The 26,300-nt window shown below is 59.5% G+C and carries 25 protein-coding genes; 16 read left to right on the forward strand and 9 right to left on the reverse strand.

Annotated features, from left to right (window positions below; genetic code table 11):
• The first annotated feature begins 286 nt into the window (after nt 1–286).
• Nucleotides 287–1,330 carry a 23S rRNA (adenine(2503)-C(2))-methyltransferase RlmN gene (gene rlmN / locus C0398_00245; protein MBA4364425.1) on the forward strand — a complete coding sequence of 348 codons (1,044 nt, stop codon included), beginning with the start codon at nt 287–289 and terminating at the stop codon, nt 1,328–1,330.
• Nucleotides 1,331–1,426: 96 nt separating this feature from the next.
• Here rlmN and C0398_00250 read toward each other — a convergent pair whose 3' ends face one another.
• The 4 genes from C0398_00250 to C0398_00265 form a co-directional block, all read right to left on the reverse strand.
• On the reverse strand, nt 1,427–2,173 hold the full coding sequence (locus C0398_00250) for a 2,3-diphosphoglycerate-dependent phosphoglycerate mutase (protein ID MBA4364426.1): 747 nt from the start codon (nt 2,171–2,173) through the stop codon (nt 1,427–1,429).
• An 87-nt stretch (nt 2,174–2,260) separates the two neighbouring features.
• A complete protein-coding gene (locus C0398_00255) occupies nt 2,261–2,791 on the reverse strand; it encodes an ECF transporter S component (protein MBA4364427.1) in 531 nt (176 codons plus the stop codon).
• 191 nt (nt 2,792–2,982) lie between these two features.
• The gene (locus C0398_00260) at nt 2,983–3,630 is read right to left on the reverse strand and encodes a hypothetical protein (protein ID MBA4364428.1); all 648 of its coding nucleotides are present in this window, start codon (nt 3,628–3,630) and stop codon (nt 2,983–2,985) included.
• Nucleotides 3,631–3,739: 109 nt separating this feature from the next.
• A complete protein-coding gene (locus tag C0398_00265) occupies nt 3,740–4,273 on the reverse strand; it encodes a hypothetical protein (protein ID MBA4364429.1) in 534 nt (177 codons plus the stop codon).
• A gap of 208 nt (nt 4,274–4,481) precedes the next feature.
• On the opposite strand from C0398_00265, the gene C0398_00270 reads away from it, so the two are divergent.
• The 3 genes from C0398_00270 (at nt 4,482) to C0398_00280 (ending at nt 6,726) form a co-directional block, all read left to right on the forward strand.
• Nucleotides 4,482–4,688, forward strand: coding sequence for a cold-shock protein (locus C0398_00270; protein ID MBA4364430.1), 207 nt, complete (start codon nt 4,482–4,484; stop codon nt 4,686–4,688).
• A 149-nt stretch (nt 4,689–4,837) separates the two neighbouring features.
• Nucleotides 4,838–6,352 (forward strand): carboxypeptidase M32, encoded by a 1,515-nt coding sequence (locus tag C0398_00275; GenBank protein ID MBA4364431.1) that lies wholly within the window; start codon nt 4,838–4,840, stop codon nt 6,350–6,352.
• 158 nt (nt 6,353–6,510) lie between these two features.
• Nucleotides 6,511–6,726: a cold-shock protein gene (locus tag C0398_00280; protein ID MBA4364432.1), complete on the forward strand. Its 216-nt coding sequence runs from the start codon at nt 6,511–6,513 to the stop codon at nt 6,724–6,726.
• Nucleotides 6,727–6,873: 147 nt separating this feature from the next.
• On the opposite strand, the gene C0398_00285 is transcribed toward C0398_00280, so the two are convergent.
• The gene (locus C0398_00285; protein ID MBA4364433.1) at nt 6,874–9,369 is read right to left on the reverse strand and encodes a hypothetical protein; all 2,496 of its coding nucleotides are present in this window, start codon (nt 9,367–9,369) and stop codon (nt 6,874–6,876) included.
• Nucleotides 9,370–9,634: 265 nt separating this feature from the next.
• On the opposite strand from C0398_00285, the gene C0398_00290 reads away from it, so the two are divergent.
• The 8 genes from C0398_00290 (at nt 9,635) to C0398_00325 (ending at nt 20,846) form a co-directional block, all read left to right on the forward strand.
• Nucleotides 9,635–10,663: a hypothetical protein gene (locus tag C0398_00290; GenBank protein MBA4364434.1), complete on the forward strand. Its 1,029-nt coding sequence runs from the start codon at nt 9,635–9,637 to the stop codon at nt 10,661–10,663.
• Between the two features lie 211 nt (nt 10,664–10,874).
• On the forward strand, nt 10,875–11,690 hold the full coding sequence (locus tag C0398_00295; protein MBA4364435.1) for a hypothetical protein: 816 nt from the start codon (nt 10,875–10,877) through the stop codon (nt 11,688–11,690).
• Between the two features lie 261 nt (nt 11,691–11,951).
• Nucleotides 11,952–13,358 (forward strand): maltose-binding protein, encoded by a 1,407-nt coding sequence (locus C0398_00300; GenBank protein ID MBA4364436.1) that lies wholly within the window; start codon nt 11,952–11,954, stop codon nt 13,356–13,358.
• A gap of 122 nt (nt 13,359–13,480) precedes the next feature.
• On the forward strand, nt 13,481–14,893 hold the full coding sequence (locus C0398_00305) for a sugar ABC transporter permease (protein ID MBA4364437.1): 1,413 nt from the start codon (nt 13,481–13,483) through the stop codon (nt 14,891–14,893).
• The gene (locus C0398_00310) at nt 14,890–15,771 is read left to right on the forward strand and encodes a sugar ABC transporter permease (GenBank protein ID MBA4364438.1); all 882 of its coding nucleotides are present in this window, start codon (nt 14,890–14,892) and stop codon (nt 15,769–15,771) included. Before C0398_00305 ends, C0398_00310 begins: the two co-directional genes overlap by 4 nt.
• Nucleotides 15,772–15,806: 35 nt before the next feature.
• Nucleotides 15,807–17,351, forward strand: coding sequence for a glycosylase (locus tag C0398_00315; protein MBA4364439.1), 1,545 nt, complete (start codon nt 15,807–15,809; stop codon nt 17,349–17,351).
• A 10-nt stretch (nt 17,352–17,361) separates the two neighbouring features.
• Nucleotides 17,362–18,972, forward strand: coding sequence for a hypothetical protein (locus C0398_00320; protein ID MBA4364440.1), 1,611 nt, complete (start codon nt 17,362–17,364; stop codon nt 18,970–18,972).
• 275 nt (nt 18,973–19,247) lie between these two features.
• Nucleotides 19,248–20,846 (forward strand): alpha-glucan family phosphorylase, encoded by a 1,599-nt coding sequence (locus C0398_00325; GenBank protein ID MBA4364441.1) that lies wholly within the window; start codon nt 19,248–19,250, stop codon nt 20,844–20,846.
• A 70-nt stretch (nt 20,847–20,916) separates the two neighbouring features.
• Here C0398_00325 and C0398_00330 read toward each other — a convergent pair whose 3' ends face one another.
• The gene (locus C0398_00330) at nt 20,917–21,588 is read right to left on the reverse strand and encodes a hypothetical protein (GenBank protein MBA4364442.1); all 672 of its coding nucleotides are present in this window, start codon (nt 21,586–21,588) and stop codon (nt 20,917–20,919) included.
• A gap of 288 nt (nt 21,589–21,876) precedes the next feature.
• On the opposite strand from C0398_00330, the gene C0398_00335 reads away from it, so the two are divergent.
• Nucleotides 21,877–22,944 carry an aspartate--ammonia ligase gene (locus tag C0398_00335; protein MBA4364443.1) on the forward strand — a complete coding sequence of 356 codons (1,068 nt, stop codon included), beginning with the start codon at nt 21,877–21,879 and terminating at the stop codon, nt 22,942–22,944.
• A gap of 17 nt (nt 22,945–22,961) precedes the next feature.
• Here C0398_00335 and C0398_00340 read toward each other — a convergent pair whose 3' ends face one another.
• The 3 genes from C0398_00340 to C0398_00350 form a co-directional block, all read right to left on the reverse strand.
• On the reverse strand, nt 22,962–23,420 hold the full coding sequence (locus C0398_00340; GenBank protein ID MBA4364444.1) for a hypothetical protein: 459 nt from the start codon (nt 23,418–23,420) through the stop codon (nt 22,962–22,964).
• A gap of 72 nt (nt 23,421–23,492) precedes the next feature.
• Nucleotides 23,493–23,684: a hypothetical protein gene (locus C0398_00345; protein ID MBA4364445.1), complete on the reverse strand. Its 192-nt coding sequence runs from the start codon at nt 23,682–23,684 to the stop codon at nt 23,493–23,495.
• Nucleotides 23,659–23,931, reverse strand: a complete 273-nt coding sequence (locus C0398_00350) for a hypothetical protein (protein MBA4364446.1) — start codon at nt 23,929–23,931, stop codon at nt 23,659–23,661. The genes C0398_00345 and C0398_00350 overlap by 26 nt, the downstream gene beginning before the upstream one ends.
• Nucleotides 23,932–24,177: 246 nt before the next feature.
• Here C0398_00350 and C0398_00355 point away from each other — a divergent pair, with 246 nt between their 5' ends.
• The 3 genes from C0398_00355 to C0398_00365 form a co-directional block, all read left to right on the forward strand.
• Nucleotides 24,178–24,807, forward strand: coding sequence for a hypothetical protein (locus C0398_00355; GenBank protein MBA4364447.1), 630 nt, complete (start codon nt 24,178–24,180; stop codon nt 24,805–24,807).
• A gap of 382 nt (nt 24,808–25,189) precedes the next feature.
• On the forward strand, nt 25,190–25,405 hold the full coding sequence (locus tag C0398_00360; GenBank protein MBA4364448.1) for a hypothetical protein: 216 nt from the start codon (nt 25,190–25,192) through the stop codon (nt 25,403–25,405).
• Nucleotides 25,406–25,637: 232 nt separating this feature from the next.
• Nucleotides 25,638–26,300: heavy metal translocating P-type ATPase (locus tag C0398_00365; GenBank protein MBA4364449.1), on the forward strand; the 663-nt coding region annotated here is incomplete at its 3' end.

A 26,300-nucleotide genomic window follows, 5' to 3' on the forward strand; every position in this document is an offset into this window, starting at 1 on the left:
TCTGGTAAACGTATTGTAAAGTATGTTAGTCTTCGTGTCAAGAGTCCTTGCCATGAATGGCAAAGTTGCTTCTGTTTAGCGCTTGTCTTGGTCAACAGTAAGAGGAGTCGCTGGCATTCATGGATGCCATCTCTGAAGTGCCAACGGCTCGAAGCAAGTCCCGGGCGGAGAAAGAGAGGCGAAAGAGAGTGTGTGGTGGAGATAGGGGGGATCGAACCCCCGACCCCACGCCTGCCCTTTGCAGAAACGCCTCAAAGGATCCGCGAAAGTAGGCTATAGTGGACGCATGGATCTGGACAAACTTCGGACGACCCTGCAAGAGCTGGGAGAACCCACTTACCGTCTCAAGCAGATAACATTGGCGGTCTATCGAGACCTGAAGGAAGGTTTCGATGCTGTCGACACGGTACCACAGGCGCTGAGGAACGACCTGACTCGGCTCCTGGCCTTCAATGAGCTCACCCTCAAGGCGGAGCAGGAATCGCCCGATGGTTCCGGCAAGGCCCTGCTCTTCACGCATGACAACCTGGCGATCGAAAGCGTTCTCATCAAGCACGAAGACGGCAGCCGCACGGTGTGCGTGTCGACTGAAGCCGGCTGCCAGATCGATTGCTCATTCTGCGCTACCGGACACCTGGGCTTCAAGAGAATCCTCACGCAATTTGAGATCGCTGAGCAGGCGATATGGTTTGCCCGCAAGTTGAGAGGCGCAGGAGAGAAGGTCACCAATGTGGTATTCATGGGAATGGGGGAACCCTTTCTCAACTACGACAATGTCAAGAGGGCGATCCTGCTGCTGAACGACAAGGATGGCTTCAACTTGGGGCAACGACGCATCTCCGTCTCCACGAGCGGCATTATTCCCGGGATTGAACGTTTTGGGGCTGAAGACTGGCAGGTCAACCTGGCGATCTCTCTGCATGCTCCCAGCAATGCCTTGCGTTCCAGGTTGATGCCGATCAACACGACCTATCCCCTGGAGAAGCTGATGCCCGCTCTCGACAGGTACGTCGCAAGAACCAACAGGCGACTCATGATCGAGTACCTGCTTCTGGGGGGAGTAAACGACAGCCCCGGCCAGGCTCAGGCCCTGGCGGTTCTCATCCACGCTTACAGAGATGTCTCTCGCCTGAGCGTGGTGAACCTGATCACCTACAATGCGACTGGCGACAGCCACGACGCGTTCAAGGCTCCGAGCCCGGCCGCGCTGAGAGCATTCGAAGGGGTCCTGACTCACCAAGGGATTGCGTGGACACGCAGAGTGAGTTTTGGAAGTGACATCGGCGGAGCTTGTGGCCAGCTGGCCGGTGAGCTGCACTCCACAGCATGACAGCGCACTGACGGAAGACACCACACACTACCGAACCCCCGGCTCAAAGCCGGGGGTTCTCTCTACATCCTATGCGTGTGGAGCCATGTCCGATAACTACTTGGTCTTCGCCTGGTTTGCGACGGCAGCTGCTGCCTGTGCAGCGGCCTCCGGGTCGCCGAGATAGGCGTGGCTGATCGGCTTGAGGTGCTCGTCCAGCTTGTACAGGAGCGGGATGCCGGTGGGGATGTTCAGCTCGGTGATGTCGTCATCGCTGATGCCGTCGAGATACTTGACGAGAGCACGAATCGAGTTGCCGTGTGCAGTGACGATGACCTTCTTGCCGGCCTTCACTGAGGGAGCAATCGTCCCTTCCCAATACGGAACGAACCGTGCTACGGTGTCCTTGAGACACTCGGTCAGCGGGAGGTCGGCCTCGGGAACGTCCGCGTAGCGAGGATCGTGTCCCGGCCAGCGGTCATCGGTCTTCAGGAGAGCAGGCGGCTGAGTGATGTAGCTGCGCCGCCACAGCTTGACCTGGGCCTCACCGTACTTCTCGGCTGTCTCCGCCTTGTTGAGTCCCTGGAGGGCTCCGTAGTGACGCTCGTTGAGCCGCCAGCTGCGCACCTCCGGGACCCACATGAGGTCCATCTCGTCGAGGACGATCCACAGCGTGCGGATAGCGCGCTTGAGGACCGACGTGTACGCCAGGTCGAAGGTGAAACCGGTCTCCTTCAGGAGCTTGCCTGCGTCGTGCGCTTCGGCGACGCCCTTCTCGGACAGCTCAACGTCGGTCCATCCCGTGAACCGGTTCTCCTTGTTCCACGTGCTTTCACCGTGCCGCAGCAACACTACTTCGTACATGTGTCTCCTCCTTGGATGATCGATTCTTGTTCAGCATAGCGGATGCATCATGCATATTGTGAAACCTCTGTGGAGAGGCGGGTCCCGTCAGCGTTCCGCGATCGACCGCTCGAGGCGTCCGCGGGCGAGAAGGAGCGGGATACCCACAACCTGCACAGCAATGCCGGGGAGGCCCGTGACGATGGCGGCAACGACATAGGCGACAGGTTCAGCCTTGAGCCCAATGAATGGCCCCAGCACCGCGACCGCGAGACCCAACGCGATTCTGCCCGCCATCATGGCCAACAGGAGCGACCAGAAAGCCGTCAGCCGCCAGCTACGGCGGGCGACTCCGGCAACCAGACCGTAAACCGCCAGCTCGACGGCCATCGGCGGCAAGATGGCGACCGCTGGCATGCCCGTCATGAGCGTGCTCACCGTGGGAGTGGCCACGCCGAGGAATACCCCTGCAACGGGGCCCAGCAGCAGTCCACCCAGCAGGACGGCATAGTGCATCGGCAGGAGGGTCCTGCCGCCGAGCGCTCCGAACAGGGAGTGAAACACCAATGGCAACAGCAACCCAACGGCCAGCAACAGGCCGGCCGTCGTCAGAGTTCGGACAGGAAAGCGTCGTGTCATCGGTCCCTCAAGGCCAAGCAGGATGAGTGCCTCTCACTATAGGAACAGCCCCCGCAACTGTCAACTTGCGTTCTGATGACGCGTCCCGTGAGGCTGAGAACAGCTGCGACGAACGGTAGAGGAGATGCCGGTCCACTGAAAGAAAGCCCGGCCGCACAGCGACCGGGCAGAACAATGGAGAGATCGACGCTCTAGGGGCTCCGAGTGATGTCGTCCTGGGGATGATCCTGCTGGACGGGGGGTTGTGATGGAGTCGAGGTGGCCTGCGTCGAACCCGGCCTCTGAACGTTGCTGTCGCGCTCGCCGGTCATGGACGTCACATAGATAGCGGCACCGGCTGCAATGAGGAGCACCGGCACAACGATGCGCCCGGCAGCGCCAAGCCGGAAACCGCCGATCCCAAGCACAACTTCGAAGAAGATGCCAAAGGCGATGAAGAGCATGACAGCGATCCGCAGAGTCTTCTCGGCAGAACGCACTGCTGCCGAATTGCCCGTACGCTTGCCCCACAGGTACTGACCGAGGCCGATGCTGCCCGGAAACAGGAGAGCCCACGCATATGCCCAACTCTGCCATTGCCCTGTGACGTTCTGGACAAAGAGGATGATGCCCGTTACGGCAACGATGCTACCAAAGATGACCAGGCCTTCGTTGCTGCGGTGTGTGTCACGGAAGCCGAGAGCCATGATGAGTCCACCGGGGACGATGACCCAAAAGGGCCACAGCCAGGATCCCAGGTCGATATGGATGAATCTGGCGATCAGGATCCAGGCTCCCACGCCGAGAAGCAAGAGTCCAAGGGCTCTTGTATTGCGTTCGTGCTGTTCATTGTTGTTCATCTCGTACCCCCTTGTACAGGCTGCAGGAAGACCTGGGCTCAGGCCCGTGACAAGGGGTGAGCTGGTTCATGCACCGTTCATTTCGTATACGCCGACCAGGCCGGTCGGGTTACAGCGCCCTTCCCTCCCGGGCCGTCATGGCAAGTTCAAGGTCGTGTACCCAGCGCTGAGTCCGTATGGTGATGCTGCTCAGTCCTGCCGCGACGGGGTCGAGAAAACTCAACGTATCCGTCATGACGGTCGACGTGCTCAACATACGGGCGACATGTTTGAATGCGGGTCCGGGAGCATTGCGGTAGCTGCAGAAGAGTGCGACGCGCTTGCGTGCGAGAGGAGCTGTCCGGATGTAGCTGCGAAGCACGGGACTGAACGTACCAAGCCAGACGGGGCTGCCCAGAATGATAAGGTCGTAGGTTGAAGCATCGTGTTCGACGGGGACCAACAGAGGCTTCTGAGACAGCAGCAGATGGCGCAGCGTCCAGAAATAGTGCCCTGCTCCTGTCCCCGACGGCTCGCCGACCGCCCGCAGTTCCTCCAGATCGGCCTGTGCCGCGTTGGCGACCTGTTCAGCGATGGTCCGCGTGTGGCCGGCGGAGGAATAGTACATGACCAGGACCTTGAGCTGTCTTCCTGCGACCTGCATGGGCTTCCTCCTGGCGGAACATCCTCTCTCGAAGGAGAGTATATGCAGCTTTGATCAGCTTGCCACAAGGGCTGAGGCAAGATGGGGAGGTGATCCGACCGAGCAAGCTATTTGACGCTGTCTCAAGGGTCTTGACGCGATTTTTCCGAAATTGTATACTTGTTTATGGCAGGATACGACATGCCAGAATTGTGTATGGAGGTCATCGGTGCTTACAGGCAAGGTAAAGTGGTTCAACGGAGAGAAGGGTTATGGCTTCATCACTCGTGATGACGGCGAGAAGGACGTATTTGTCCACTACAGCGCAATCATCGGCTCCGGCTTCAAGTCCCTCAAAGAGGGCGACGTTGTGGAGTTTGAGGTTGTGCAGGGCGACAAGGGCCCGCAGGCGAAGGACGTCCAGGCCAAGGCCTGATCACTGACACCTGAACCGAATCGAGTCCCCGGCTTGCGCCGGGGACTTTCCATTCTTGCAGCCAGATCGTACGGATACCGATTGACATGAGTCTGCACCGCCCATATGCTATGGTGCGCTGGATGACATTCAGTGGGGAGAGTGGCACAATGGACATCAGGGAGTTCTACGACTACTGCAAGGAGATCGCGAACTACAGCAGCGCCGCGGCGCTTGTCGAATGGGACATGAGGACCAAGATGCCTCCAAAAGCGGCACCAGACCGATCGGAGGTGGCAGGGAAGCTGGGAAGGACTGCTTTCGAGATGTCGACATCTCCGCGGATGGCCGCGTTCGTCGAGTACTTCAACCGGCCTGCAGTCGACCGGCAGCTCAGCGAGGTCGACCGGAGAAACGTATACCTCGAGACGAAGCAGTACCGGAAGATCTCCGCAATCCCTGCCGACAGGTTCGAGAAGTTCACTGTGGCTTGCTCGAAAGGCGAGTACGCATGGCAGGAGGCAAAAGCCAAGTCCGATTTCGCGACGTTCCGTCCCTGCCTCGAGGAGATCGTCGCGTACCAGAAGGAGTTCGTCGAGTACTGCGGCTACGAGAAGAACAGGTACGATGTGCTGCTGGACGACTATGAGCCTTCCGTGACGACTGAAGACCTCAGGGTTATTATCGACGGCCTCAAGTCCGAGCTGGTGCCATTCATCCGACAGCTGCAGGAAGAAGGAAAGCGACCCGACACCTCGTTCCTCAAGGGAACCTTCGACAAGGCCACACAGAAACAACTGTCACTGGATATCCTGAAGGTCATGACGTACGATTTCGACGCCGGCCGGATCGACGAGACGGCACATCCCTTCACCACAGGCATCGGCTTCGGCGACGTCCGCGTGACGACCCATTACTACGAAGACAACGTCGCCTCGGCACTCTTCTCGACGATGCACGAGGGAGGGCACGCCCTTTACGGACAGGGGATTTCCGAGGAATACCGATGGATGCCTATCCAGAAGGGAGCTTCCATGGGTATTCACGAGTCACAGTCCAGAACCTGGGAGAACCTGGTCGGTCGGTCCGAAGCGTTCTGGAAGTACTACTATCCATGCTTTCAGAGCCACTTTGTACAGTTTGAGGGTGTCCCTGTCGAGGACTTCTATCGGGCAATCAACGTCGCCGAACCGTCGCTCATACGGACCGAGGCAGACGAGGTCACGTACAACCTGCACGTGATGCTCCGTTTCGAGATCGAGGAAGCTCTGATCAATGGGAGAGTCCAGGTGGCGGAACTCCCGGACCTCTGGAACGCCAAAATGAAAGAGTATCTCGGCATGGAGGTTCCCGACGACGCACACGGCGTCCTGCAGGATGTCCACTGGTCGGGTGGCCTGTTCGGCTACTTCCCGTCGTACATGCTCGGGAATCTCTACGCTGCGCAATTCTTCGCTACGGCCAGGCAAGAGATCCCGGATCTCGACGGACAGATCGCCGCCGGCCACCTTGACGTGTTGCGCGAATGGCAGCGGTCCAACATTCACCAGTACGGCGCCCTGTACGATCCAAAGGACCTCATTGTGCGGGTGACCGGGAAACCGCTGGACTACCGCTGTTTCATGAGCGAGGTGAAGGAGAAGTACTCCAGGATCTACGGGATGGTGCCGTCAGAGACGAAGTAGCGCGCAGGATTCATCCTCATTCGCTCCCGCATGTGCCGGGAGGACACGTCGGAGGAAATGAGAATACATGGTGAATTCACACGCTGCAACTCTGGCACTTGTATCGGGGAAGATCCTTTATATACTGCTCTATGGCAAGATAGTACATGCCAAGTTTTATGGAGGTTTCAGTGCTTACAGGCAAAGTCAAGTGGTTCAACGCAGAGAAGGGTTATGGTTTCATTACTCGTGATGACGGCGACAAGGACGTTTTCGTCCACTACAGCGCCATCCTCGGTTCAGGTTTCAAGTCGCTGAAGGAAGGCGACGCGGTCGAATTCGAAGTCGTGCAAGGCGACAAGGGTCCGCAGGCCAAGGACGTTACGATCAAGTAGTCTTCCCCCTAAACTGAACCCAATCAGCCCCCGGCTTTCGCCGGGGGCTTTCGTTTGTCCTGCCCTCTTGACTGTGACGCAACGTGAGGTGATAGGAGACGCGCCCCGGCTGTATGCCAGAGCGCGTTTTCTTTAATGAAAGGCATGCTAGATGAAGAAGTTGATGTGTCCCTGGTCCGCGTCGCCCAGCATAGTCGCCACGCCACCCTCTTCGATGCCATCGATGAGCTCTTCGCGACGGATTCCCATGAGATTCATCGACATCGTGCACGCGATGAATGTGCCACCGCCATCGAGGATAGACCGCATCATTGCCTCGACAGGCGTTACATTGTACTTCTTCATGAGACCCAGGATCATGCCAGTGCCCATCCCCATCATGTGCATCTTGCCCAGAATGAGACGCGTCGCGCCACGTGGCATCATCATGCCAAACATCCGTTCGATGAACGTCTTCTTGATGCGCACGTTCTCGTCCTTGCGCAGGACGTTCAGACCCCAGAAGGTGAAGAACATACTGATCTTCTTGCCCATGGCCTGGGCGCCGTTTGCGATGATGGATGCTGCGATGACCTTGTCCAGGTCGTTGCTGAACACGATGATGGTCGCGTGGTCGTCCGCCTTGCCGGAGACGACGGTAACTCCCGGCGCAGCGGCAGCCTGAACAGGCTTTCGCAATGTCGCCGTGACCAGCTTGCCGCGCTGGCGGTCGACTACTTCCAGACCCTGTGCCTGAGCAAAGGCCGCGACGTCAGCGTAGAACCCGGGGTCCGAGGCCGTGACCTTGATCGTGTCACCGGGTTCTGTCACTGCAAGTGCTTCTTTCAGCTTGAGCAGCGGTCCTGGGCACTGAAGGCCACAGGCGTCGATCTCGACGGTCTTCGTCGAAGCTGCGGTGTCTGGCGCCAGCAATTCTGCCTTCGTGGCGCACGGCCCGCTCGTGCAGGTCTGCTGATCGTCCGCCTCGCGCTCGGGGCGAGTGGGCTGTTCCTCAATACCGTGTGTCACAGAAGCTTCCCAGCTTGTATACCCACCGGTCAGGTTGGCGACCTGGAACCCGTTCTGGGCCAGGATTCTCTGTGCAACGTACCCGCGCAGGCCCACCTTGCAGTAGGTAAGGATGATCTTCTTCCCCGCGGGCAACTCGCCGATACGGTCGCGCAGGGTGGAGAGTGGAATGGTGACGGCGTCGGGGATGATGCCACAGGACGTCTCCTCCGGCTCACGCACGTCCAGGAGAATCGCACCCTTGGCCAGTTCGTCGGTCAGATGGTCGGGCGTTACGACGGGTGCCAGGCTCTCGAGGTCGTTCTGGGCCACAAAACCCGCCATGTTGACCGGGTCCTTGGCACTGCCGTAGGGTGGGGCATAGGCAAGCTCAAGGTCCGTGAGGTCATCGACGGTAGCACCCAGACGCATGGCTGTGGCCAGGACGTCGATGCGTTTGTCGACGCCGTCGTAGCCGGCGGCCTGAGCACCGAGCAGCTTGCCCTCCGGGCTGTAGAGCAGTTTAAGATGGACTGGGGTGCTGCCCGGATAGTATCCTGCGTGCGAACCCGGATGGATGGTAACGGACCGGAAGGGGATACCCAGTTTTGTCAACAGGGCCGAGCTGGCGCCAGTGGCCCCTGCAGCAAGATCGAACACCTTGACGATGGATGTCCCCTGCGTGCCCTCGTAGACGTCATCGCGCCCCACAATGTTGTTGGCGGCGATGCGCGCTTGTCGGTTGGCCGGGCCCGCCAGTGGAATGAGCGCCCTGCTCTTCGTCACGAAATGTTCGACCTCAATGACGTCGCCGATGGCGTAGATGTCGGGGTCACTAGTGCGCAGGTGCTCATCCACCAGAACACCGTGAGAGGTGCCGATCGTCAGCCCTACGTGTTCAGCAATCTGCGTGTTTGGTCGTACACCGATGGCGAGAATGACCATGTCTGCTGCAAGCCGGGCCCCACTGGTCAGGGTTACGATCAATGTGCCGTCGATGTTCTTCGCAAACGATTTGACTCCATCACCCAGGCGCAGGTCTACACCATGGATCTGTAGTTCCTGATGGGCGTAGGCAGCGATGTCCGGGTCGAGGAACGCCAGCACCTGCGGCAGCATCTCGACCAGCGTGACATCGACCTTCTGCTCCCTCAGGTTCTCGGCGACTTCGACGCCGATGAAGCCCCCTCCAACGACGACGGCCTTCGTGGCACCAGCACGGACCGCCTGGATGATGCGGTCCATGTCGGGGATGGTCCAGAGCGAGTAGATGCCTTCACTGTCAATGCCCGGGATGGGTGGGCGCAAGGGAGAACCGCCGGGAGACAGGACCAGCTTGTCATACCGGTCGGTCGTCTCGGTGCCGGTGGCGACATCCTTCACGGTAACCGTCTGTGCCTGCCGATCGATGCTGGTCACCTCGCGCCCCGTCAGGAAGTCGATATTGAACCGCTCCTTCATCGACGCGGGTGTCTGGACAAGTAGCTGATTGCGATCGGCAATAACGTTGCCGATGTGATAGGGAAGCCCACAATTGGCGAAGCTGATGTAATCTCCCTTTTCGTAGACGACGATCTCCGCCTGTTCGTCGAGACGGCGCAGGCGCGCTGCGGCCGAAGCTCCTCCAGCGTTTCCACCAACAATAATGACTCTCACATGTTCCTCCTGTTTTCTGGTGCCGTTCATCTCAGAGTCTCAAGACCGTCACGTACATACAAAGACTCTACGGACTAAACCACAAGAAGTCTGTGGCCATATGCCAAAAAGTCAACGGCACAAATTGACAACAACGTGCGGGCGCCACAATACACTCTTGTATGAAGGAGTCCCTTTGCCATACTGATGCCATGACTGAGACTGGCACGGGCAATGCGTTCAAGTGCGCAGGCAGGACGCTCTGTGACCGAGAGCAATCGTTCGCATGACGCACCTTGGCATCGTTTGGCATCCTGAGATGTTCCACGGGCGTGGATGGCGCCCCAGCGGATTCGACGGGTGGTACTTCAAGGTCGTCGATCCCTCCGAGCAGCACGTGTGGGCAATCATACCGGGCATCTGGATGGACCGCGACCCAGCCAGGCAGTACTGCTTCATCCAGTTCCTCGATGGACGGACAGGCCACACGACGATGCACCGCTATCCCACCCAGCAGTTCTGGTCATCGCGCGAGCGATTCGATATCGCGGTCGGCCAGAGCCGCTTCAGCCTGACGTCCATGCACATCGACATCGACGAGCCAGGCCTGTGCCTGAAGGGTGACCTGCGGTTCTCACAATCGCAAGGGTGGCCCGTTCATCTGTGGGCGCCGGGGGCAATGGGACCTCTTGCTTTCCTGCCATTCCTCGAAGGGTATCACGCCATCACGAGTGTCGACCCCCGCATCGTCGGATCTCTCTCCGTCGATGGCGATGAGATGGACTTCACTGGAGGGCGGGCCTACATGGAGCGGGACTGGGGCAGTGCGTTCCCACGTGCCTGGGTGTGGACACAGTCCAACCACTTCGACGAAGACCATGTCTGTCTGACTGCTTCGATCGCGGACATCCCGCTGGCTGGCAGAGTCCTTCGGGGGTTCATCGTCGGGTTCCTGTTCGACGGTGTGTTCTATCGGTGGACCACATGGAATGGATCGCGACTGGCACACTTCGCGTATGACGATGAACATGTCGAGTTCACGGTCGTGGGCGGGAAACGCGTGCTGGAAGTCTGGAGTGGCGGACGGAGTGGGATGGGTCAGGTGTTCGCTCCACGTGCCGGAGCAATGACGAAGATGCTCATCGAAGAATTGAACGCCGTCGTGCAGGTCCGCCTGATCGAGCGGCACGTGCACGGAGACCTCCTGTTGTTCGAAGGCCGCGGACGCAACGGCGGGCTCGAGATCAGCGGCGACATGGCTGCCGTCGTGGGGACACCCGAGGCGCACACCGTCCAGGGTCTGGCTCGTCCATAAGGATGCGGCGAGAGTAGTAGATTTCGATCACCGCGGAGTCGGACCACAGCACGCGCCGTTCCTCGGATGCGGAAGAGGCGCCGACCGCGTGTTGGTGACGGTGTAACCTTCAGGTCCTCCTGGTCGTACGCAAGGTGAGAGCAGGACAGGGGTACGAACACAAACCCGCCTGCCGCAAGCGGTCGTTCCGCTTTCCTGTGGGAGGTAGTGCATGAGAGGACTTGCCATTTTCCTGGTGATTGTGCTCCTGATCGTCGGAGGATTGTATACGATGGGTGTTTTCTCGGGCAAGTCGTGGTGGGAGCCCAACCCCAGTGATCAGCCGGCCCCCGGCGACGTCATGACCGAGGACAAGGCCGTCGAAACGCAGGGCGCACAGAGTGCGCGCGTCGAGCTCAGGATGGGCGCGGGCAAGGTGACTGTGCGGGGCGGGGCTTCGGATCTCATGAATGCCACGTTCTCGTACAACGTCCCTGCGTGGAAACCCATCGTCGACTACGTCGTGACAAACGACCAGGGAAGGCTTCTGGTGCGCGAACCCAGTGGCTCCTACTCTTTCAGCGCCAAGTACCGATATGACTGGGACATCCGGCTGAACAGCTCAACACCGATCGACCTCGAGGTAAAGACTGGGGCCGGGAACGCAAGCCTGGACCTCAGCGACATGATGGTGCGCACCGTGACTGTGGACGCGGGCGCATCCAGCGCAGTGATCACATGTTCTCCGAAGGCCATGACTTCCATGGACGTGAAGACAGGTGTGGGGTCGGTCAACATCGACCTGACCGGCGACTGGAAGAACAGCGCGACCGTACACGTTAGCGGTGGAGTCGGCAGCATCAGGCTGGTCGTCCCCAGGAACGTCGGCGTTACGGTCGAAGCCAAACGAGGAATCGGTTCGATCAGCACACCGGGCTTCACAAAGGACGGAAACACCTACCGCAACGCGGCCTATGGATCCAGCGCCGTTACCCTGAGCATCGACCTCAATGTCGGCGTGGGCTCGGTGACCATCACGCAGAAGTAGCAGGTTCTCCTCGCAGGAGACTGAGGCGGGGCATGGGGGATACCACGTGTTCCGTTCTGTATGCCGCCTGTATGCGGCTGTCGTTCCCGCGAAGGCGGGAACCCACGTCCTTGGACAGGAATGGACTTCCGCCTGCGCGGGAGTGACGGATGAGCCCCCTTGGATGTCGTCAGGGTAGGTATTGATGTTTGACCGGGACACGATTGTGAGTATAACAGGAACTAGACGGTGGCCCTGAGGCTTCGCGGGCACAGACTGGGTATGCTGCGAGAAGCAGGCGTGGATTTGTGCAGGGGAGGTGAGAACGAGGCATCAGTTGGAACAATGATTGTTCCAGTTGATTATGTCGACTGGACGAACGTCGTCAGTATTCTTCAGAAAGTGCGAGCTTGTGACTCATTCAGATGCTCTGGCAAACAGAGAAGAGGAGGATGCATGTTCGGCAACATGAAGAGGATTCTTGCACTTGTTCTGGTAGTTGCCATGACGGTAACGCTTGTGACAGGCTGCGCTCCAAAGCCAAAACCCGTAGTTGCACTGGTTCTGTGGGGATCGCAGGACGACCAGGCGATGCTGCAGACGATGGCCGACTCATTCAAGGCAGCACACACCAACAAAGACTACACCATCACGCTTGGTGTCTGCGGTGAGGATGTCGCCAAGGATACAGTTCTGAGGGACCTGGACGCCGCGGGTGATGTATTTGCCTTCGCCAGCGACCAGATTGCCGCGCTGCAGAGCGCGGGAGCCCTCCTGCCGGTCACCATCAATACGGACGCGATCAAGGCGGCCAACGCGCCTGCTTCGGTAACGGCGGCGACGGTCGACGGTCAGTTAGTGGCCTATCCATCTTCCGCCGACACCTATTTCCTCTACTATGACAAAAAGTATGTATCCGACACAGAGGTAGGCTCTCTCGAGACCATCATGGGCAAGTCCCTGCCGACCGGTGTCACCAACTTCGCCATGAACATGAGCAATGGCTGGTACATCGCCTCGTTCTTCTTTGCCGGCGGATGCAAGCTGTTCGGCGCGACCGGGACAGACGCCACGGTCTGCGATTTCAACAATGCGGGCGGCCTTGCCGCCGGCCAGTACATGATCAAGCTTGCCGCAGACAAGAAGAAATTTGCGGACTACGGTGCCAACTATGACTCGACCATGTGCCAGAACTTCAAGGACCGGAAGCTTGCAGCGGCCGTTTCGGGTACATGGAACGCCACGAAGGTTCAGGAAGCCCTTGGCGCCGACTACGCGGCGACCAAGCTGCCGAGCATCAAGATCAACGGGAGCGACGTCAACATGGGCTCCTTCGCCAACTTCAAACTCTACGGTGTCAACTCCCACACGAAAGCCGCCGAAGACGCACTGGCGCTTGCAGAGTGGTTGACCAACAAGGACAACCAGCTGTTGCGGTTCCAGACGAGGAGCTTCGCACCGACAAACGTGACGATCGATACAGCGACTCTTGCGTCGAACGTAGCTGTTGCCGCCGATGCCCTGCAGGGCAAGTTCGCAACACTGCAGCCCTCCATCAAGCAGATCAGCAACTACTGGACGCCGGCTGCCGCCCTCGGCACCAGCATCGAGACCGGCAAGACCACCACTGCCACACTGCAGAAGGATCTTGACGCGCTGGTCAAGCAGATTCTCGCAGCACTGCAGTAGATTTCTTCTTGCTGAAGTAGTAATGAAGGCGACGGCACGGTTCGTGCGACAGATGCGCGGCTGTGCCGTCGCCTCGTTCCTGCCTTGCAGGAACTGCGAGGCGGACGGAAGGTTGGTGCGACATGGAAGAGAAGAAGGCGTCGAGAAGGACTGAGCGGTCTGGTCTGGCGAACGTACTGGTCACGCTCCGAACCCAGCTGACGTTCCTGGTCAGCAGTTTCCGCAAGGGTGACGGCAGGACGCGTCTATCGTACGTTTTCATGGGTTTCTCCAACCTGGCACGAGGCCAAGTGGCGAAAGGCATCTACTATCTTGTGTGCGAACTGCTGTTTGTCGCTTACATGGTGACGAGTGGCGCGCGTTCTGTCGCAGGGCTTCGCACGCTCGGGACACAGACGCAGCACATCGAGGCGATCTCTGGACAGGTGCCGAAACTCATCCCTGGCGACAACTCCATGCTCATGCTGCTATATGGGGTCGCTGCCATCCTGCTGGTCGTGTGGTTCATCGCCACGTACTTCTGGAATGTCTCCTCCGCCGTTCGAGCTCAGGAATTCCAGCAACAGGGCAAGCCACTGCCCAATTTCAGAACCGAAGCGCGGGAATACCTCGACGCCAAGTTCCACGCCACACTCCTGTTCCTGCCTGTCACCGGCGTCCTGCTGTTTACGGTGCTGCCGCTCCTGTTCATGATCCTGATCGCCTTCACCAACTACGACAGTTCCCACCAGCCCCCTGGATCTCTGTTCCACTGGACAGGGCTGTACAGCTTCAAAGGCCTGTTCTCCAACAGCGGAGTCCTGGGCGGCACGTTCTGGCCCGTGCTGGGCTGGACCCTCACGTGGGCGGTCGTCGCAACCGTGTCCAACTACGTGCTGGGAATGCTCCTCGCCATCCTCATCAACAAGAAGGGCATCAAGTTCAAGGGTTTCTTCAGAACAGTTTTCGTGCTGTCGATTGCCATACCGCAATTTGTGTCTCTGCTCATCATGAGGAACATGCTCGACGACTTCGGCCCCATCAACGGGGTCCTGCAGCAGTGGGGACTCGTAAGCAAGTTCGTGCCGTTTCTGACCAATGCCACGTTCGCAAGGCTCAGTGTTCTGGTCGTCAACCTCTGGGTGGGCATTCCGTATAGTATGCTGATAACGAGCGGAATCCTCATCAGCATTCCCAAGGAACTCTATGAGGCTGCCATGATCGACGGGGCCTCACCGTTCAGCATGTACACCAAGATCATCCTGCCGTTTGTCCTGTTCGTGACGGCGCCATATCTGATCACTCAGTTCATCGGCAATATCAACAACTTCAACGTCATCTACCTGCTGACCGGCGGAGGGCCGAACAGTCTCACTTACTACCAGGCAGGCAAGACCGACCTGCTGGTGACGTGGCTGTACAAGCTGACGGTCAACACGCGCGACTACAGCTACGCGTCAGCGATCGGCATCTGTGTCTTCATCATCTCCGGCGTGCTGTCCCTCATCGCCTACAGGAACACGAAGTCATACAAGAACGAGGAGACCTTCCAATGAGTGGTCAAGCGTCTGCCCGTGCGAAAGGCCGCGCCGTCGCCGGCAACACGCTGGCCTACGTTCTTCTGGCGGTCCTGTGCCTGATCTGGCTGATTCCGATCGTGTGGATCATCGTGATCTCGTTCAGCAAAGGCGTGGCTGGTGTTCCCAACTACTTCTGGCCGAAATACGGCCTCACCTTCCAGAACTACATCAACCTCTTTTCCAACGCGGGGATCAAGTCCGGGTTCTATTTCCCGAGATGGTTCCTGAACACGTTGCTGGTAGCGATCTGTTCGTGTGCCCTCTCCACAGTCCTGGTCCTGTCGGTCGCATACGCTCTTTCGCGCATGCGCTTCCACATGCGGAAGCCGCTCATGAATGTCGCGCTTGTGCTGGGCATGTTCCCCGGCTTCATGTCCATGATCGCCGTGTACTACATCCTGAAAGCATTCGACCTGACGAACACCCTGTTTGCGCTCATCCTCGTCTATGCTGGAGGCGCGGGACTTGGGTTCTACGTCGCGAAGGGCTTCTTTGATGCGGTTCCCAAGGAGATGGACGAGGCGGCCATGATCGACGGAGCGACACGGGCACAGATCTTCTGGAGGATCACGGTCCCGCTGTCCAAACCCGTCATCGTCTACACGATTCTTACGTCATTCCTGGCTCCATGGGCGGACTTCATCTTCGTGAACATGATCATGGGGCCGACCGCCTACAAGAACTACACGGTCGCCCTTGGCCTGTTCCGCATGATCGACCGCGAGCACATCACGACCTACTTCTCCATGTTCACTGCAGGCGCGGTCCTGGTATCGATCCCGATTGTGGCCCTCTTCATCTCCATGCAGAGGTTCTACATCGAGGGCATCACCGGCGGCTCGGTCAAGGGTTGACACCACGGCGTGGGCGTCGCCTTCGGAATGACCTGATGCCTGCCTGGCTAGGTGATGCCATCTTCTATGAAGTATACCCTCAGTCGTTTTGCGACGCGAACGGTGACGGGATCGGCGACATCGAGGGCATTGCCTCGAAGCTGGACTACATCCGCAGCCTCGGCTGCAACGCGATCTGGATCAACCCCTGTTTCGTCTCGCCCTTCAAGGACGGCGGCTATGATGTTGCCGACTACCGGACGGTAGCGCCCCGGTATGGGACGAACGAGGACCTGTGCCGGCTATTCGCCACAGCGCACGCGGCGGGAATACATATCCTGCTGGACCTCGTACCAGGACATACATCGGACGAGCACCCATGGTTCCTGCAGAGTCTCCTGCCGTTCACGAACGAGTATACCAATCGCTACATCTGGACGGATACCGCCTGGACTGCGCCACGGGACTTCCGGTGCGTCAGCGGCAGGTTCGACCGGAACGGCAACTACCTGGTGAACTTCTTCAGCACCCAGCCGGCGCTCAACTACGGTTTCGAGCACGTCACTGAGAGATGGCAGCTACCCTCCACGCATCCTGACTGCCTGGCAACGAGGGAGGCAATAAAGGACATCATGCGGTTCTGGCTCGACAAGGGGTGTGACGGGTTCCGGGTCGACATGGCCGACTCGCTCGTGAAGAATGATTGCGACAAGAAGGCCACGGGTGACATCTGGCGAGACGTACGGGCGATGTTCGACAGCGACTACCCCGAGGCCGTGCTGGTGTCGGAGTGGTCCGACCCCGGGCGGGCGCTGAGGTGCGGGTTCCACGCCGACTTCTACCTGGACCACGAGGACAACGGGTACCACGCCCTGTTCAGGCTTAAGGACCCGGCAACCGGCGAACCGCTGGGCTTCTTCAGCAAACAGGGGAACGGGGACATCAGCCTGTTCATCGGCGACTACCTGAGGCGGTACGAGGACTCAGAGGACTATGGGTACATCAGTTTCATCACGGGCAATCACGACACGCCGAGGATACGCCGTACGTACGACGAGACCGAGCTGAAGCTCGCCTACGCCTTCATCTTCACCATGCCCGGCGTCCCGTTCCTCTACTACGGCGACGAGATCGGCATGCGGTACATCGAAGGGCTCGTCAGCAAGGAGGGGGGATACGATCGTACGGGATCGAGGACCCCCATGCAGTGGACCAGAGGATCCAACTGCGGGTTCTCGGATGCTCCCGCAGACAAGCTGTACATCCCGGTGGACCCGGGCGCTGACGCCCCGACCGTCGAAGCGCAGGCAAGAGATCCCCAATCACTACTGAACACAGTGATCAAGCTCATCCATCTGCGGCATGTGAACGCCGACCTGCAGGCGGACGGGTCGTTCGCCGTGCTGTATGCCGAGAAGAAGGCATATCCCTTTGTCTATCGCAGGGGAGGACTCGTCATCGCCGTCAATCCCTCCGCCCGTCATGCCAGCGCCCCCGTGAACACCATGGGTACGGTCCTGTTCTCGCTCGGAGAATTGCCGACCCGATCCGAACACGAGACGAGCATGGCCCCACAGTCCTTTGTCGTCGTCCAGCTATGAGACCATACCCATGAAGAAGAGGCTCTCAGGACTGATCGCTGTCGTCATTGCCTTCATGTTGCTTGCACCGGGCTGTTCGCGGACCACCCGCTACGAGTACGAGCAGCCCCTCAATGTGGTCAACGACGCGTACCGCACCTGGTACGAGGTCTTCGTCCCCTCGTTCTATGATGCGGACGGCGACGGCACCGGCGACCTGGCCGGGTTGACTGCCAGACTCGACTACCTCAACGACGGGAAGGGCGGCGGCCTGGGCGTGGGAGGCATCTGGCTGATGCCCATCATGCCGTCCCCCTCCTACCACAAGTACGACGTCACCGACTACGAGAACGTCGACCCGGCATATGGTACCCTGGGCGACCTCGAGCGGCTGGTCACCGAGTGTCACAAGAGAGGCATGCGCCTCATCATCGACTATGAGCTCAACCATACGTCCTCCCAGCACCCGTGGTTCCTGTCTGCGACAGCTACCCTTCAGCAGAACCCCGCGCAGCCGGCAGCAAATCCGTACCTGGAGTACTACAACTTCGTCCGGGGCAGACCCGCGGTCGGCAGCTATGCCCGGGTTGGCACAACAGACTGGTACTATGAGGACCAGTTCAGTCCGTCGATGCCCGACCTCAATCTCGACAACGCCGGCCTGCGAACGCAGATTCAGAAATCCACACGTTTCTGGTTGGATAAGGGTGTCGACGGCTTCCGCCTGGACGGGGTGTTGTACTACTACGGAGGCAACAACTCTGGGGACACGGACCGCAACGTTGCATTTGTCGACTGGCTTGTCGACTACTGCCGGACAATCGATCCCGACGCGTACGTCGTGGGCGAGGTCTGGAGCAACGCGTCGACCATCGCGGAGTACTACGGGAGCCACGCGTCGAGCTTCTTCGCATTCCCCTTTGCGCAGGCGACGGGGGTGGTCGCGTCGACGCTAAACGGGACTGGCGCGGATGCGTCCGCTCAGTCATTCTGCAAGGCGACCGCAGCGTGGCAGCGGATGCTGCAGGAGTACGACATGCAGGCGATCGACGCCCCCTTCATCGGCAATCACGACACGGCGCGACCAGCGGGGTTCTTCTCGGGCGACCTGCAGAAAACCAAGATGGCCGGGGGCCTGTACCTCATGATGAGCGGAGGCCCATTTGTCTACTACGGCGAGGAGCTTGGAATGACCGGTTCGCGCATCGACGAGGACAAACGTGGACCCATGCAGTGGTCGGACACGGTGACGACCGGCATGACGAAGGGGCCTCCGGGGATGGACCCACCCGTTCTACTTTTCGAGGCCGAGGAAGTTCAGGACAAGGACCCTGGTTCTCTGCTCAACTACTACCGCCGCGCGATACGCCTGCGGAACGAGAACCCCGAGATTGCCCGTGGTACGGTAACCGTGCTGGGCGGGATCGCGGACCCGGAGGTCTGTGCCATCGCCAAGGCCTGGAACGGGTCGCACATCATCCTGGTGATCAGCACGTCAGAGGAGGCCAAGGTGGTCGAATTCAGCAGGACGGCGAACCAGTGCACCGGTATCCGCGGATACCTGTCGACGACGGGTGCTGCTGTGACTCTGCGGGGGGACCGGCTTACCCTGCCTCCCATGTCCATCGTGGTGCTGAAATGAGCCAGCTACCCGATTGCATCGCGGACATCAGGATTATGCTTGAAATCCTGCACAGCAGGAAGGGCACATGCGGAGCTGAATGGTTTGTCCTGGAACGCTGGAACCACGCCGCGTACCAAGGCGGCACTACCTGTCCCTTCTCGGCGACCCGGGGTACTTCATGAAGCAGGAGAAGCTCCTGCCCCATGGGAACTTGACGATGCTCTGCTATCATAACTCGGCTCGCGCCGTCTGAAGTTGTAGTCATGGAAATCGGAAAGTAACGGAGGTTTTCAATGGATGATAGAACGCCCAGAGTGGCCTACTTCTGCATGGAGTTCGGGCTGCATGAGAAGCTGCACATTTACGCCGGGGGTCTGGGCATCCTGGCGGGTGATATCCTGAAAGCGGCAGCCGACGCCGGACGTCCGATGGTCGGGGTCGGCATCCTGTGGCGCCAAGACTACACCGCGCAGTTTATCGACGAGAACGACCGCCCGTACGACAGCTACCATGAGTATCAGTACGACTTCCTTGAGGACACAGGCGTCGTCGTTACTGTACCCATCCGCGACCAACAGGTGCGGGCGAAAGTGTGGAAATGCACGGCCTTTGGCAACGCGCCGCTGTACCTCCTCGACACGTACCTGCCGGACAATGCGGGCTGGAACCTGACGGGACAGCTGTACGGCTGGTTCGAGGAAGAACGTATCGCCCAGGAGATGATCCTTGGCATCGGCGGCATCCGCGCACTGCAGGCGCTCGGCATCGATGTGGACATTTTCCACTTCAACGACAGCCACGCGGTGTTCGCCGGCGTCGAACTGATCCGCCAGCAGATGGCGAACGGCGTACCCTTTACGGACGCACTCTGGTCCGTGAAGCAGCACATCGTGTTCACAACGCACACGCCGGTGTTCGCCGGCAACGAGGTGCACGCCCACCGCATCCTGCAGTACATGAGCTCGTACGACGGACTCTCCTCCGACCAGATCGTCCAGCTGGGTGGCGACCCGTTCAGCATGACTGCCGCGGGGCTGCGCCTGTCCAGAAAGGCAAATGCTGTGTCGCAGCTTCATGGACACACGGCGCGCGAAATGTGGAAGTACGTCCCCGGAGGCTCCGACATCCTGTCCGTCACGAACGGTGTCCACAACGGTACGTGGCAGGACGACAGCATCCGGCAAGCCCATGCGTCCGGAGGGGACCTGTGGGCCGCTCACAGTGCACTGAAGCGAGCAATGATCGACGACATCGAGCGGCGGAACGGGGTCCGGCTCGACGAGAACGTCCTGACCATCGGGTTCGCCCGCCGCGCCACGCCGTACAAGCGGAGCGACCTCATCTTCTCGAACAGAGAGGTCGTCGGTGACCTGCTGCGCAACCACAGGATTCAGATCGTGCTGTCTGGCAAGGCGCACCCCAACGACATGGGAGGGAAGGCCACCATTACAAACCTCGTACGCATCGCCAGGGAGTATCCTGGCAGCGTCGTGTTCGTGCAGGGCTATGACATGGCCATCGGCAAGATGCTGACACGCGGGTGCGACGTCTGGCTCAACAACCCGGTGCGGCCGATGGAAGCGAGCGGCACGTCAGGCATGAAGGCCGCAATGAACGGTGTCCTCAACCTGAGCACGCTTGACGGGTGGTGGCCCGAGGCCTGCCAGCACGGCGTCAACGGCTGGCAGTTCGGCGGTGGATACGAGGGGTGCGACTGCAATAGCGTGGACGTTGCCTCGCTGTATCAGGTTCTGACCGGCAACGTCATCCCCACCTATGAGAACCGGCGGGACGCGTGGGTCGGCATGATGCATGCCAGCATTGACATGGCACAGTGGGAGTTCTCGGCTGCGCGCATGCTGCAGGACTACTACGAGAAGATGTACGTCTGACGGCGTCGCTCACGACATAGACAACGCACAGCACAGGGAGGGGCCGACGAGGCCCCTCCCTGCATTTCGTCTATGCCAGTTCCGGGACCGGGATCGTCTGCTGTCTGGAGAGCTCGAGGAAGACGGCGCTCCAAGCGATATCGACGGTGGGGATGGCCCAGACGAGCCCGACACCCAAGCACAGGACTCCCAGGATAGTGACACCCAGAGATGCAAAGCAGAGGCCAAACAGTTCGCCCTTGTGGCCGTCCGTCGCGGCGGCGCTCATCTGCAGCGCCTCGACGGGGCCTACACCCTGCGTCACCAGGTAGTGCCCGTACAGGCAGTAGCGAAGTCCCCAGATGATGCCAGGGACGACCAGCAGGATCATGCCGACGCCGACGATGAGGCCATACAGGAGCGTGCCCAGGACAAAGCGCCCTACGTTCTCCCATGTAAGGAAGAAGTCACGTGCAGCGACCTCTTCGCCACGCGCTGCCTTCACCGAGCCGTGGATGACGCCCATACGGATCCACATGGATACGACATAGGCCACGATGCTGAGGACGACGGCCGCGATCGCAATGCCTTGTCTCTGTGGTCCCAGGTTATGCCACCAGAGGTGCAGGCTCCTGGTGCCGTCAGCCTCCTCATGCCATGTCACCGCGCCGTCCAGGACCCATTGCAGCAGAAGCGCCGGCAGAAATGCCCAGACCCACAGACGTGCCTTGTTCCACCCATACCGTATCGACTGAAGGATCATTTTGCAGCTCCTTGTTCCAGCTTGGGGCGTGATTTGCCTCCACGCCACACTACAGTGTACTGTTCTCTGTCCCCACAGGTTACGTCCTGTCCCTGTTTGTCGTTCCCGTTCAGGCGTGTTCCGTCTTCTCTCTCCGTCGTTCCCGCACCCCTTCTGTCGTTCCCGCGAAGGCGGGAACCCAGTCCCTTTTCTCGTTCACAATTTCCGCATAGTGGAACAGCCCTTCCTGCTATCCTCTACGAAATACCCTCACGTCCGGCACTGGCGGCGAGGTAACGGGAGATGCACATGAAAATTGAGACGGCTCAAACGTACATCAGCGGCAGGCTTTGTCTGCCCGAAGGGTACACGCCCTCACTGTCGCTGCGGGAGACGGAACAGGCCATCAAGTTCATTAAGGATACCTTTCAGAGTGGCCTTGCCGCCGCGCTCAACCTTGCGCGTGTCTCGGCGCCGCTGTGTGTGACTGCCGCCTCCGGTCTCAACGATCACCTCAACGGTGTCGAGCACCCGGTCCGGTTTGGCATCCGCAGTATCGACGTGGACGCCGAGATCGTGCAGTCACTGGCCAAGTGGAAGCGTGCTGCTCTGGCCGACTACGGCTTCGGCCACGGCGAAGGCCTCTACACCGACATGAACGCCATCCGCCCTGACGAAATCCTGGACAACCTGCACTCCGTGTACGTCGACCAGTGGGACTGGGAGCGCGTCATCGACGCCGGCGAGCGCACCGTTCCGTTCCTTGAGGGGATCGTGCGAGACATCTACGGTGTCCTGCTGCGCACGAGTCGGCTCGTGCACGAGCGCTATCCTTCGGTACCGACTCTGGAACTGCCGGACGAGCTGGTCTTCGTGTCCAGCGAGGACCTGGAGGCCGATGACCCCAACCACACGCCTCAGGAGCGAGTGGACCGCATCTGCCGTGATGCGGGCGCCGTGTTCGTCATCGGTATCGGAGCGCTGCTGCGCAGCGGGTTTCCCCACGACGGGCGCGCAGCTGACTACGATGACTGGTCGACACCCGTGGACGAGACACATCGTGGCCTCAACGGAGACCTGTTCATCTGGAACTCCGTCCTGGGTTGTGCGTTCGAGCTTTCGTCGATGGGCATCCGCGTAGATCCGTCCGCCCTGCTGCGCCAGCTTGAAGCGCGCAGCGAGCTCGCCAGCTGCGACCTCCCATATCACCGCCGCCTGCTTGCGGGCGACCTTCCTCTGACCATCGGTGGTGGCATCGGACAGTCGCGGCTCTGCATGCTTCTTCTGCACACTGCCCACATCGGCGAGGTCCAGTCGGGCATCTGGTCTGGTGCCATGCGGTCCGCCTGTCTCGCTGCAGGGATACCTCTGCTCTAGAACGGATGCGTGAAGCGCTACCCGGCGACGGCGCTCCGCGCAAACTCCTCTGCCCCGGTGAGGTCCGCGGCATCCGGGTGTGTGCGGTTAAAGAGCAGGAACCTTCCCCGGCAGAAGTAGCACTTGTCAGCTACGACGATCCCCTGCCGTGCCAATAGGTCCTTCATGACCCCCACTGCCTTCTCCTTGTGCTCCGGAAAGCCCGTACTGAACACTATCACCTGCTTGACGAGGGCCGGATCGAGCCCTTCGATGTACTTCTTCATCGATGAATCGATGTCGCCGCCATGGACCGCTGCCCCCAGGAACAGCATGTCCACCGGCTCGCTCACGACCGCAGCGCTGACTGGCTCCGCCACGCAGCCTGCAGCGCGCGCAATCGCCTCGGCCACCTTCTTCGTGTTGCCTGTCGTGGACTGGTACACTACTCTAGCACGCATGATACCTCCATTGACTACGTTCACGTCTGGCTCCATGGGAGCCTCACAGCCGCATTGATGGCGAATACTCAGAGTCTGGCCGTTGATCTCTGACGCCTGCCTACAATGTTATATCACAACACTGAACACGAGCAGCAACAGCTCCCCGGCAATCGCTCCGCCGTGCGACCTCCACAGACCCAGGCCCACCGTCGGCGACCCAGCGAACAGCAGGGGCAGGTCAGGCTGAACCGACGGCCACATGGGATGAGAGACGAAATCCAGGATCCAGTGGCTAAACACGACCAGTCCGATGAGCACCCCGGCACGCCGATCGCGGTACAGGCAGGCGGGTGGCAGCCAGCCCGCCGGCCAGCGACCACACTGACGCCATGAGGAGACCGTGCGACCAGGGCGAACCCGAGGGCGGCAGGTGCTCGACCCCCGTGAGCAGGAACACGCCCCACACGATGTCGAGAGCCTCTGCAGCCGCCAGCAGAACGACCAGCGATACCCGTGGAGCTGCCTTCTTTGCCACCAGACTGGCTGCGACGTGCCCGAATATCACCAGATCCCCCTCAGGCGAGATACCAGGTAGTCTACAGGTGTCTTCGTCGGAAGCCAGAGTTGGCGAGAATTTATGACATGAGTAGGTTGCATGCGACGGCAGTCCGTTGCTCAGCGCATACCATCGGACTGTCGTCATCGGACACAGGGAGGACTATGGAACTCTCGCGGCGCAAGCATGTCATAGTGAGGAGACATCTGGATGTGCTCGTTGGTTCGACATCGCCCAGATGGACGGGGAGGAACGATGAGAAGAGTATTGGCTGTCCTGATACTGATTGCAGTTACGGTCTCGTTGACTGCATGCAAGGGTCCCGAGCCTGTGAGCTTTGAGGAGCTGCTCTCTTACAACAATATCATCGCACACATACGTGCGTCCGACGTGGAGAGCATCCCAAAGGGACTGACCTACAGGGAAATCATCACGAGACTTGGCAAGTCACGAGACGTGGGCAGCGGCCTGCATGTAGCGCAGTACATCGTGGACGACAAGTGGAATCTGTACATCTCCTTCCCCAGCCCGGACGAGGTCTGCGTAAAGAGTGGAACAGAGCTTTTGCAGGGTGCTCAACCCATCGTCGACGACAGCGACACGATCGGCATCAGGGGCGTCGTGAAGGACATCGTGCAGGGAAAGGATGACATCACGATGCTCGTGGAAGGCAAGCTGGAACACGACACGTCGTTCGACAAGGCGAGCGTCACGGTGAACATGAAATCCACGGTAGTGCGAGGCAATACCACCATCACGGTTCTGTTCACCTTCTCGGAGATCAAGGCGGGCGATACGGTCGAGGTCACGTTCAATGGCCCGGTAGCCGAGAGCTACCCCGTGCAGGGTGTGGCAGCAACCGTTCGTATCGTGACTGCACCGTAACGTAGTGAGAACGGTCTCCGCGCAATCGGGGCTGACGTCTGGCACCACGAGCAGGGAAGCAAGGGGGCCTGACTGCCCTGACTACGCGCCAGCTGGCCACCTCTACAACGGTCCTTTATTGGCTAGCAAGTGGCGCTGCGAGACGCCAGATTGTCACCCTAGTACGCTGCAACATCTTGACAGTAACGTTCTAGTGCATTATGGTAAGGGTGTCTCTACGAAGGTGCAACCGGAAAGAACGCGAGTCAGTTTTGCCTGACGCTTCTGTAGGCCGGTGCTTCTAAGGTTAAGTGACCAGTGACACGATGAAGGTGCCCTGGATTCTGACCTGGCAGGCTATTCATCGATAAGATGACTTGCCCCATCATTCAAGGAGACTCCGATGGTCAAGATTTGTTTCAACCAGTGGGACCTAGTTTGTGGCATGTTGCTCAACAATTATGAGGCCGAATACACGGAGGAGTTCGAAGGCAAGACCTACGGCTTCTGCAGCCAGTGGTGCAAGGACTCGTTTCACGGGAAACCCAAGAGGTACATTGAAATGCCCGGCTCACACAAAGGCGTGCCGACGCCCAGGGACGCTCCCGAGAAGCACTAGCACCGTCTACTATACCGTCTGAAACGACGAGCGGCTCGGAGAAATCCGAGCCGCTCGTTCCATTCTAGTCGCTTTGTCGTGCGAAACGACGACATGGGGGCAGGGGCCTGCCCATACGGCCCGATGCGGACAGGAATGGACTCTGCGCCACCGAGTCTCGTGCGCGGTAACGTTGAGTATGTGCAGCTTCGACATAGACTGGCATTCATAAGCTAGTCGTGCGGAGGCACACATGGAAGACCGCGAGCACATGCATCACGATATTGCCGATGACATGCACTCAATGCATGAGGGAGGGCACGACCACTCCGTAAATGCGGAGATGGCACATGATGGACACGAGATGGGTCCCGGCCATATGGGCCACGACGAACACCAGAGGCATGATCACCACGCTCACATGATCCGTGACTTCCAAAGCCGGTTCCTGGTCTGCCTGGTCCTGACCGTCCCGGTCCTGCTCCTGTCGGAGCCCGTGCAGATGCTGCTGCATCTTGGCACGAAGCTGCAGTTCCCCGGTTCGACGTGGGTTTTGTTTGTGTTGTCAGCGTTCATCTATGTGTACGGTGGCATGCCCTTCCTCAAGGGGATGTTCGAGGAGCTCAAAGCCAGGACCCCCGGCATGATGACCCTCATTGCCATGGCAATCACGGTGGCCTTTGTCTACAGCGCTGCAGTCTCGTTGGGCCTTCAGGGCATGGTCTTCTACTGGGAGCTGGCGACGCTGATCGATATCATGCTGGTGGGTCACTGGCTGGAGATGAAGTCGGTAATGGGTGCCTCCCGAGCGCTGGAGAGCCTGGCACGACTCATGCCCTCTGATGCGCACGTGATCATGCCTGACGGTACCGTGATGGACCACCCGGTCGCTCACCTCGCGGCCGGGGACCGCGTA

It is taken from the genome of Coprothermobacter sp. (assembly GCA_013824685.1).
Taxonomy (GTDB): domain Bacteria; phylum Caldisericota; class Caldisericia; order Cryosericales; family Cryosericaceae; genus Cryosericum.

Bases quoted from the DNA above. Each gene is read 5' to 3' on its own strand.
- rlmN (MBA4364425.1), top strand. From the start codon at position 287: ATGGATCTGGACAAACTTCGGACGACCCTGCAAGAGCTGGGAGAACCC.
- C0398_00250 (MBA4364426.1), bottom strand. From the start codon at position 2,173: ATGTACGAAGTAGTGTTGCTGCGGCACGGTGAAAGCACGTGGAACAAG.
- C0398_00255 (MBA4364427.1), bottom strand. From the start codon at position 2,791: ATGACACGACGCTTTCCTGTCCGAACTCTGACGACGGCCGGCCTGTTG.
- C0398_00260 (MBA4364428.1), bottom strand. From the start codon at position 3,630: ATGAACAACAATGAACAGCACGAACGCAATACAAGAGCCCTTGGACTC.
- C0398_00265 (MBA4364429.1), bottom strand. From the start codon at position 4,273: ATGCAGGTCGCAGGAAGACAGCTCAAGGTCCTGGTCATGTACTATTCC.
- C0398_00275 (MBA4364431.1), top strand. From the start codon at position 4,838: ATGGACATCAGGGAGTTCTACGACTACTGCAAGGAGATCGCGAACTAC.
- C0398_00280 (MBA4364432.1), top strand. From the start codon at position 6,511: ATGGAGGTTTCAGTGCTTACAGGCAAAGTCAAGTGGTTCAACGCAGAG.
- C0398_00290 (MBA4364434.1), top strand. From the start codon at position 9,635: ATGACGCACCTTGGCATCGTTTGGCATCCTGAGATGTTCCACGGGCGT.
- C0398_00295 (MBA4364435.1), top strand. From the start codon at position 10,875: ATGAGAGGACTTGCCATTTTCCTGGTGATTGTGCTCCTGATCGTCGGA.
- C0398_00300 (MBA4364436.1), top strand. From the start codon at position 11,952: ATGCTGCGAGAAGCAGGCGTGGATTTGTGCAGGGGAGGTGAGAACGAG.
- C0398_00305 (MBA4364437.1), top strand. From the start codon at position 13,481: ATGGAAGAGAAGAAGGCGTCGAGAAGGACTGAGCGGTCTGGTCTGGCG.
- C0398_00310 (MBA4364438.1), top strand. From the start codon at position 14,890: ATGAGTGGTCAAGCGTCTGCCCGTGCGAAAGGCCGCGCCGTCGCCGGC.
- C0398_00315 (MBA4364439.1), top strand. From the start codon at position 15,807: ATGCCTGCCTGGCTAGGTGATGCCATCTTCTATGAAGTATACCCTCAG.
- C0398_00320 (MBA4364440.1), top strand. From the start codon at position 17,362: ATGAAGAAGAGGCTCTCAGGACTGATCGCTGTCGTCATTGCCTTCATG.
- C0398_00325 (MBA4364441.1), top strand. From the start codon at position 19,248: ATGGATGATAGAACGCCCAGAGTGGCCTACTTCTGCATGGAGTTCGGG.
- C0398_00330 (MBA4364442.1), bottom strand. From the start codon at position 21,588: ATGATCCTTCAGTCGATACGGTATGGGTGGAACAAGGCACGTCTGTGG.
- C0398_00335 (MBA4364443.1), top strand. From the start codon at position 21,877: ATGAAAATTGAGACGGCTCAAACGTACATCAGCGGCAGGCTTTGTCTG.
- C0398_00340 (MBA4364444.1), bottom strand. From the start codon at position 23,420: ATGGAGCCAGACGTGAACGTAGTCAATGGAGGTATCATGCGTGCTAGA.
- C0398_00355 (MBA4364447.1), top strand. From the start codon at position 24,178: ATGAGAAGAGTATTGGCTGTCCTGATACTGATTGCAGTTACGGTCTCG.
- C0398_00360 (MBA4364448.1), top strand. From the start codon at position 25,190: ATGGTCAAGATTTGTTTCAACCAGTGGGACCTAGTTTGTGGCATGTTG.